Origin of the sequence: Mesorhizobium sp. M7A.F.Ca.CA.004.12.1.1 (genome assembly GCF_003997835.1) — a bacterium.
Classification (GTDB): Bacteria; Pseudomonadota; Alphaproteobacteria; order Rhizobiales; family Rhizobiaceae; genus Mesorhizobium.
Genome location: NZ_RZRK01000244.1, coordinates 1 through 7,679, shown reverse-complemented (window position 1 = coordinate 7,679; position 7,679 = coordinate 1). Strand labels below are relative to the sequence as shown.

The window sequence follows — 7,679 nt, the reverse complement described above, 5'->3', positions numbered from 1 at the left end:
GCCGACAGAAGCTCGCGGGTGATGCCGGGGCTGACGATGAAGCGCGAGCCCGCGGCAGCCGCCTCTTCGAACTGCCTGGCATCGAGAATGGTGCCGGCGCCGACGATGGCGTCCTCGACTTCCCCAGCGACCCGCCGGATCGCTTCCAGCGCATCGGCGGTCCTCAGCGTGATCTCGATTGCCGGCAGGCCGCCGCGCGCCAGCGCGCGCGCCAGCGGCACGGCATTGGCGATATCAGAGATCTTCAGCACCGGGATGACCGGCTGGCCGTTGAGGAGCGACAAGAGTTTTTCGGTATTGCTGGGCATGTGTCTCTCCGTGGCGTGGACAATTCAACCGATTAGCAGAAGGCCGTTTTCCTGTCCACGAAGCCGGCCGTGTCGCGATGTCACGTGTCGCCCATGCTCGCCAAGCTTAGCGCGGCTGCCAGCTCGGCGGTGCCGGCAGCTTTGTCAGGATAGGAATTTTTTCTTGACTCCCTGATCTCAGCTATGGTACAAATTCGCCTATGGTGCAGATTTGCGCCCGGGACCTCCGAACAGGATGCCTGCTTTGCCTTGAATAGGCTTTCGTGAGCGTCTAGTGGCTTCGGCAATGACATCACTTCCACCCTTCCGCGTCGCAGCGCTCTACCGGTTTGCCCGGCTCGACGCTTTCGAAGAACTGCGCGCGCCGCTCGCCGCCTTCTGCTGCGGGCGCGGCATCAAGGGCACGCTGCTGCTGGCGCATGAAGGCATCAACGGCACCGTCGCCGGCAGCGAGGCGGCAATTGCCGAACTGATCTTGTATCTCGAAGCCATCGAAGGGCTGGCGGGCCTCGAGGTCAAGTACAGCGCAGCCGCGGACATGCCGTTCCACCGCATGAAGGTGCGGCTGAAGCGCGAGATCGTTACCATGGGTGTCGATGACATCGATCCTTCGAAAAGTGCCGGCACCTATGTCGCGCCGGCCGACTGGAACGCGCTGATTTCGCAGCCCGGCACTGTCGTCATCGACACGCGCAATGCCTACGAGGTGTCGATCGGCACATTCAGGGGTGCGATCGACCCGGCCACCGCAAGCTTCCGCGAGTTCCCGGCCTGGGTGGAGGCGCACCGGGGGGAACTCGAAGGCCGCAAGGTGGCGATGTTCTGCACCGGCGGCATTCGCTGCGAAAAGGCAACCGCCTATGTCAAATCGCTCGGCTTCGAGGATGTCTTCCATCTCAAGGGCGGCATTCTCAAGTATCTCGAAGAGGTTCCGGCCGAACAGAGCCTCTGGCAAGGCGAGTGCTTCGTCTTCGACGAGCGCGTTTCGGTGTCGCACGGCCTCGCCGAGGGCGAAGCGGAACTGTGCCGCGCCTGCCGCCACCCGCTGACACCGGGCGACCTGACGTCGCCCAAATTCGCCGCCGGTATTTCCTGCCCGCATTGTTTCGATGCGCGTTCGAACGAGGACCGCCAGCGTTATGCCGAGCGCCAGCGCCAGGTCGAGCTTGCGCAGGCGCGGGGCAGAGAGCCGCATATCGGCTCCTGATCCGGGCATCAAGCTGCTGCAAAGCGGCCGCCTGTCATTGCAATGTCAAGTTTCGGGACCTACGTCTTCGACGTTCGAAACCTGCCCGTTCGGCCGGGCAAATCCTGGAGGCACTGAATGTTCGATCCCAAGAAGCTTCTCGACGATCTGCTCGGCTCGCAAATCCCCGGCACCAGCGGCACCGTCCGCGACAAGGCGGGGCAGGCCGTGCAGATGGCCAAGGACAATCCGCTGGCCGCCGGCGCACTGGCCGCCGTGCTGCTTGGAACTGGTGCCGGTCGTAACGTGACGGGCGCCGCGGTGAAGCTTGGCGGACTGGCCGCCATCGGCGGCCTCGCCTACAAGGCCTACCATAACTACAAGGCCGGCAACGCACCCGCCGAAGCACCGGCGGCCGGCGAACCGGAATTGCTGCCGCCGCCCAAGGACACCGCCTTCCACCCGTCGCAGGCGCCGCAAGGCGAGGACGAATTCACGCTGACCCTGATACGGGCGATGATCTCGGCGGCGAAGGCCGATGGCCATATCGACGATGAAGAGCGCCAGAAGATCGCCGGCAAGCTCAGCCTGGCCGGCATAGACTCCGATGCCGAAAAGTTCCTGATGGCGGAGCTGGCAAGCCCGCTCGACCTCGACACGCTGGTCGCCGGCGCCAAGACCGACGCGCAGAAGCTCGAACTCTACACGGCGTCGCGCCTGACCATCGATCCCGACACCCGCGCCGAGCGTGGCTACCTCGACCTGCTTGCAGGCCGGCTCGGCCTGCCGGACGCGCTGGTCGACCATGTCGAGGCAACGGTTTCGGCGGCCAAGGTGCCGGCCAAGGCAGGGACGTCACCCAATCCGCGCTGGTAGGCCAAAACGGCACAGGAGGCGCTTTCCGGGTTAACCTCTCGTTAACCCAGCAAGCGCATCATTCAACACAGTCGGATCGGCTTTTCCTCCTCCCAAGCCCGGTTCAGATCAGGGGCGGTCGCCAATGGCCGCCCTTTTTGTCGGCCCGATCGGATGGACACGCTTGCCATCGCCGCCGTCATTTGCGATGCCTTCCTTTTTCGAGCCAAACCCCGAAAATCAGTCGAGCAAGCGCAGCGCTGCCGGAGGACAACAGCCATGACCGAGCAAAGAACCGCCATCGTCACCGGGGCCGGCACGGGCATCGGCAAGAGCGTCGCCACGGCGCTGCTCAAGGCGGGCTGGAACACAGTGTTCTGCGGACGCCGCAAATCCGTGCTGGATGCAGCCGTGGCCGAGGCCGGGTCCACCGACGCCAAGGCCCTGGCGGTTGCCTGCGATATCAGCAAGGCAGGCGAGGTCGACGATCTGTTCGAGACCGTGGCGGCGGCCTTCGGCCGTGTCGACCTGCTCTTCAACAATGCCGGCATGGGCTACAAATCGACGCCGATCGACGAGATACCGGTCGAAGTGTGGAACGATATCGTCGGCGTCAACCTCACCGGTTCGTTCCTGTGTGCCCGTGCCGCCTTTGGCGCCATGCGCAAGCAGAAGCCGATGGGTGGCCGCATCATCAACAACGGTTCGGTGTCGGCCTATGCGCCGCGCCCGGGCTCGGTGCCCTACACGGCGACCAAGCATGCCATATCAGGGCTGACCAAGACGCTGGCGCTCGACGGCCGGCCTTATGACATCGCCTGCGGCCAGATCGACATCGGCAATGCGCTGACCGATATGGCGCAGCCGATGACGGTCGGCGTGCCGCAGGCCAACGGCTCCATATCAGCCGAAGCGGTGATGGATGTTCAGCGCGTCGCCGACGCCGTCGTCCACATGGCCAGCCTGCCGCTCGACGCCAACGTGCTGTTCATGACCGTGATGGCGACCAAGATGCCGTTTGTCGGGCGTGGCTAGTCATTCTCCCGGTAGCTCTGTGCCGGGCAGATAGAGCGCGATAGGACGGATCTCGTAGACGGCGGTCGGATTGACGCGACGAAAGTCGCGCGCGATAGCGATGGCATCGTCCCGCGTCGGGCAGTCGACGACATAGAGGCCGAGAAGCTGTTCCTTGGTTTCGGCGAAGGGGCCGTCGACGATCATGCCGTCGCGCAAGGTGCAGGCCGATTGTGTCGCGCCAAGCCGCGCCGACGGGCCAAGGCTGCCGTCGGCATAGAGCCCTTCATGGATCTTGAGCAAGTCAGCCATCAGCGCCGTATCTTCCTGCGGCGTCAGCGCCTTGATTGCGTCTTCCACATGATAGGCAAGGATTGCATAGAACATCCGATGTCACCCCACTTCGATCCTGATCCGAGGACCGTAGCCGTTCTCGACATGCACGCCCAGTCTTGGCCGCGCGCCTCCGGACGGCTCATGACACGGTCATGCCACAGCCGCAAATTGTCCGGAAGAGGACAGCGGGCCGCTTTCAAGCTTACTTCGCCAGGAAGGCCCCGATCCGTTCCAGCGCCCGCAAGATGTTCTCCTCGGAATTGGCGTAGGAGAGCCTGATATAGCCTTCGCCGAGAATGCCGAAATCGGGACCGCCGATCAGCGCCACGCCGGCCTCGTCGAGCAGCGCCGAGGCGAGCTTCTTGGCCTTCCAGCCGGTCTTCGAGACGTTGGGGAAAGCGTAGAACGCGCCCTTGGGCGTGATGCAGGACATGTTGGGCAGCGCGTTCAATCCCTCGACGACGATCTTCCGGCGGCGGTCGAAGGCGCGCATCATATTGGCGACATCGTCCTGCGGGCCGTCGATTGCCGCGATGCCGGCGAACTGGCTCGGCGCGTTGACGCAGGACCAGCAGTTGACAGCCAGCTTGCGCACCTTGTCGTAGAGATGGGCGCCCTTGTCGCCATTCGGCCAGATCGACCAGCCCATGCGCCAGCCGGTCATCGCCCAGGTTTTCGACCAGCCGTTGAGCACGATCAGCCGGTCACGGATCTCGGGAAAGCCGAGCAGCGAGCAATGCGTCTCGCCATCATAGGTCATGACGTCGTAGATCTCGTCGGAGAGGATGGCGACCTGCGGATGCGCCTCCAGCCCCTTGACCAGTTTCTCGATCTCGGCACGCGGCGTGACGCCGCCTGTCGGATTGGCGGGCGAGTTGAGGATCAGCAGCCTGGTCTTCGAGGTGATCAGCGCCAATGTCTCCTCGGCCGAGAAGGCAAAGCCGTTCTCCTCGCGCATCGGCACGGGAATAGGGGCTGCACCGGTGAACTCGATCATCGAGCGATAGATGGGAAAGCCCGGATCGGGATAGAGGATTTCGGCGCCAGGTTCGCCGAACATCAGGATCGCGGCGAACATGGTTGGCTTGCCGCCGGGCAGGATCATCACCGTTTCGGGCGATACTTCGACACCAGTGGTGGTCAGCGTGCGCCGCACCACCGCTTCGCGGGTCGCCAGCAGGCCATTGGCCGGCGTGTAGCCGTGATGGCCGTCGCGCAGCGCCTTGATCGCCGCCTCGACGATGTGCTGCGGCGTCTTGAAGTCCGGCTGGCCGATGCCGAGATTGACGATGTCGCGGCCTTGTTGGGCAAGTGCTGTGGCCCTCGCGAGCACGGCAAAGGCGTTTTCCTCGCCAAGGCGGTCGAAGGCCGAAATCGTGTGGAGCATTTTTCCCGTCCGTGTGGTTCTTGCTGTTGGGTCGCGTTTTTGTGAGCTTCGGCTGGCAAAAGTCAAACGGATTGGAGCTTTCGGTGTCGGAAAATCTCAGGGATTGGCAACCGCGCCCGCGGCCCGAACGCAAGACCATCGACGGAAGCACTGTCCGGCTCGAACCGCTGAGTGCCGCAAAACATGGCGATGGCCTCTATGAAGCGTCCTCCGTGTCCGACATCGACGGCCGCTTCGCCTGGTTGCCCGATTATCCGCCGGAGACCCGCGCCGCCTTCCAGCCATGGCTGGACAAGGTCGAGGCCAGCGAGGATCCGCTGTTCTTCACCGTCATCGACAAGCCCAGCGGCAAGGTCGCCGGACGCCAGACGCTGATGCGCATCGATCCGGCGTACGGCGTCATCGAGATCGGCAACATCTATTGGGGACCGCTCATCTCGCGCAAGCCGGGGGCGACCGAAGCGCAGTTCCTGTTCATGAAATACATCTTCGACGAACTCGGCTACCGCCGCTACGAATGGAAGTGCAACAACCGCAACGAGCCATCGAAGCGGGCCGCCGAACGGTTCGGCTTCAAGTTCGAAGGCATTTTCCGCCAGCATCTGATCGTCAAGGGTGAAAACCGCGACACTGCGTGGTATTCGATCATCGACAAGGAGTGGCCGGCGCTGCGCCGTGCCTACGAGGCATGGCTCGATCCGGCCAATTTCGATGGCGACGGCCAGCAGAAGCGACGGCTCGAGGATTGTCGCGCGGAATTCGGCGCCTAGGAGTTCGCCATTGGCACATACCCACGATCACAGCGGGCACGATCACATTGGGCACGATCATGGGCCCGGCCATGTCCATGGCTCGACCGACAAGAAACGCGTTCTGATCGCAGCCTGCCTGACCGGCGGCTTCATGGTCGCCGAAGCGCTTGGCGGCATCCTCACCGGCTCGCTGGCGCTGCTGGCCGATGCCGGCCACATGCTCGCTGACTCGATCGCGCTCGGCCTTGCCTGGTATGCCTTCCATCTGGCTGGCCGCCCGGCGACTGTTCGCCTCACCTATGGCTTCGGCCGGGTCAAGACGCTGGTGGCCTATACCAACGGCATTGCCATCTTCGTCATCGCGCTGTGGATCGTCTATGAGGCGTGGGGGCGCCTGCAGGCGCCGGCACCGGTGCTTGGCGGGCCGATGCTGGCGGTGGCGATCCTCGGCCTGCTGGTGAACATCGGCTCGTTCTTCGTGCTGCATGGCGGCGACCGCGAGAGCCTGAACATGCGCGGCGCCATCCTGCATGTGCTTGGCGACCTGCTCGGCTCGGCCGCGGCCATCGCGGCGGCGCTGGTCATACTGGCGACCGGCTGGACGCCGATCGACCCGATCCTGTCGGTCCTGGTCTCGCTGCTGATCCTCTACACGGCGTGGTCGCTGATGCGGGAAGCCGCCCATGTCCTGCTCGAGGGCGTGCCGCCAAGCCTCGACCGAGATCTGATCGCCCGGGATATCGAGGCGACGGTCCAGGGCGTGCGCGAAGTGCACCACATGCATGTCTGGTCGCTCGACGGGACCAGTAATATGGCGACGCTGCATGCCTGTCTCGACGAGGGCGTCGATGCGCATCAGGCGGTGAGTGCCGTCAAGAAGCGGCTTGCCAGCGAGCACGGCATCAGCCATGCCACCGTGGAACCGGAATTCGGCCAGTGCGCCGACGATGGCGAGCACGACCATGGGCACGAGCACGAAGCGGCTGCATATCACGACCACCATCACTAGGACCGATCGATTGATGTCGATTGGTCCTGCCTCGGGAGTTGCAAAACCTTGAAAACCAGCTTGATGAACACCCGCTGCCGTGGTGCGGCGTGATGGATCGTGACACCAGGAATGCTCTTATCGCTGCCGTGTGGATCATGCTTCTGTTTGGTATCGGCGCCTACTATCTGCCGACCGTAATGCTGGCACTCGGCAGCCTTTCGACGGTGCTGGCCGGCGCCTTTGGCATCGTCTTCGTGCTGGCGTTCTTCTCGGTGTTCTGGTTGCGGGCTCGCAGCCAGCGCAAAAATCAGGGTAAATAGGCAAGGGATTTTCGATATGCGCATTCTGATCACTGGCGCCGCGGGTATGGTCGGCCGCAAGCTCATCGCCCGGCTGGCCAAGGACGGCACGCTGCGCGGCCGCAAGATCACGGCGCTTGATTTACACGATATCGTGCCGCCACAGGCCCCGAGCCTGGATGGCGTCAGCGTCACGCTGCACACTGGCGATCTCGCCGAAGCAGGGGCCGCTGAGCGCCTGGTCGCATCGCGCCCCGGCGTCGTGTTCCATCTTGCCGGCATCGTGTCGGGCGAGGCGGAAGCGAATTTCGATCTCGGCTACCGCGTCAATCTCGATGGCACGCGGGCCCTGTTCGATGCCATCCGGCTGGCGGGCTTTGCGCCGCGCGTCGTCTTCACCTCGTCGATCGCGGTGTTCGGCGCGCCGTTCCCGGATGTCATTCCCGATGATTTCCATCCGACGCCGCTGACCTCCTACGGCACCCAGAAGCAGATGAGCGAAGCGCTGCTGGCCGACTATACCAGGCGCGGCTTCTTCGACGGTATCGGCA

At 63.8% G+C, this 7,679-nt stretch carries 9 protein-coding genes and 1 pseudogene; 7 read left to right on the top strand and 3 right to left on the bottom strand.

Annotation, left to right across the window (positions count from 1 at the left end):
• A pseudogene (locus EN984_RS14975) lies at positions 1 to 308 on the bottom strand (keto-deoxy-phosphogluconate aldolase); the annotation flags it as partial.
• A gap of 286 nt (positions 309 to 594) precedes the next feature.
• Between EN984_RS14975 and EN984_RS14970 the strand changes: the two are divergent.
• From EN984_RS14970 to EN984_RS14960, 3 genes are all read left to right on the top strand, one after another.
• Positions 595 to 1,515, top strand: coding sequence for a rhodanese-related sulfurtransferase (locus EN984_RS14970; protein WP_127268076.1), 921 nt, complete (start codon positions 595 to 597; stop codon positions 1,513 to 1,515).
• 117 nt (positions 1,516 to 1,632) lie between these two features.
• Entirely contained in the window at positions 1,633 to 2,370 is a 738-nt protein-coding gene (locus EN984_RS14965) for a tellurite resistance TerB family protein (protein ID WP_127268077.1), read from the top strand.
• A 258-nt stretch (positions 2,371 to 2,628) separates the two neighbouring features.
• A complete protein-coding gene (locus tag EN984_RS14960) occupies positions 2,629 to 3,384 on the top strand; it encodes an SDR family oxidoreductase (protein WP_127268078.1) in 756 nt (251 codons plus the stop codon).
• Here the strand turns inward: EN984_RS14960 and EN984_RS14955 are convergent, their stop codons facing one another.
• On the bottom strand, positions 3,385 to 3,750 hold the full coding sequence (locus EN984_RS14955; RefSeq protein ID WP_127268079.1) for a YciI family protein: 366 nt from the start codon (positions 3,748 to 3,750) through the stop codon (positions 3,385 to 3,387).
• Positions 3,751 to 3,901: 151 nt separating this feature from the next.
• Positions 3,902 to 5,086: a pyridoxal phosphate-dependent aminotransferase gene (locus EN984_RS14950; protein WP_127268080.1), complete on the bottom strand. Its 1,185-nt coding sequence runs from the start codon at positions 5,084 to 5,086 to the stop codon at positions 3,902 to 3,904.
• An 83-nt stretch (positions 5,087 to 5,169) separates the two neighbouring features.
• Between EN984_RS14950 and EN984_RS14945 the strand changes: the two genes are divergently transcribed.
• From EN984_RS14945 to EN984_RS14930, 4 genes are all read left to right on the top strand, one after another.
• Positions 5,170 to 5,856 carry a GNAT family protein gene (locus tag EN984_RS14945; RefSeq protein ID WP_127268081.1) on the top strand — a complete coding sequence of 229 codons (687 nt, stop codon included), beginning with the start codon at positions 5,170 to 5,172 and terminating at the stop codon, positions 5,854 to 5,856.
• A 10-nt stretch (positions 5,857 to 5,866) separates the two neighbouring features.
• The gene (locus EN984_RS14940) at positions 5,867 to 6,847 is read left to right on the top strand and encodes a cation diffusion facilitator family transporter (protein WP_127268082.1); all 981 of its coding nucleotides are present in this window, start codon (positions 5,867 to 5,869) and stop codon (positions 6,845 to 6,847) included.
• Positions 6,848 to 6,936: 89 nt separating this feature from the next.
• On the top strand, positions 6,937 to 7,149 hold the full coding sequence (locus EN984_RS14935; protein WP_127268084.1) for a hypothetical protein: 213 nt from the start codon (positions 6,937 to 6,939) through the stop codon (positions 7,147 to 7,149).
• Positions 7,150 to 7,165: 16 nt separating this feature from the next.
• A partial coding sequence (locus tag EN984_RS14930) for an NAD-dependent epimerase/dehydratase family protein (protein ID WP_127383806.1) occupies positions 7,166 to 7,679 on the top strand: 514 nt, incomplete at its 3' end.

What these genes read in the sequence shown, in the direction of transcription:
- EN984_RS14970 (WP_127268076.1), top strand. Translation starts at nt 595, where the DNA reads ATGACATCACTTCCACCCTTCCGCGTCGCAGCGCTCTACCGGTTTGCC.
- EN984_RS14965 (WP_127268077.1), top strand. Translation starts at nt 1,633, where the DNA reads ATGTTCGATCCCAAGAAGCTTCTCGACGATCTGCTCGGCTCGCAAATC.
- EN984_RS14960 (WP_127268078.1), top strand. Translation starts at nt 2,629, where the DNA reads ATGACCGAGCAAAGAACCGCCATCGTCACCGGGGCCGGCACGGGCATC.
- EN984_RS14955 (WP_127268079.1), bottom strand. Translation starts at nt 3,750, where the DNA reads ATGTTCTATGCAATCCTTGCCTATCATGTGGAAGACGCAATCAAGGCG.
- EN984_RS14950 (WP_127268080.1), bottom strand. Translation starts at nt 5,086, where the DNA reads ATGCTCCACACGATTTCGGCCTTCGACCGCCTTGGCGAGGAAAACGCC.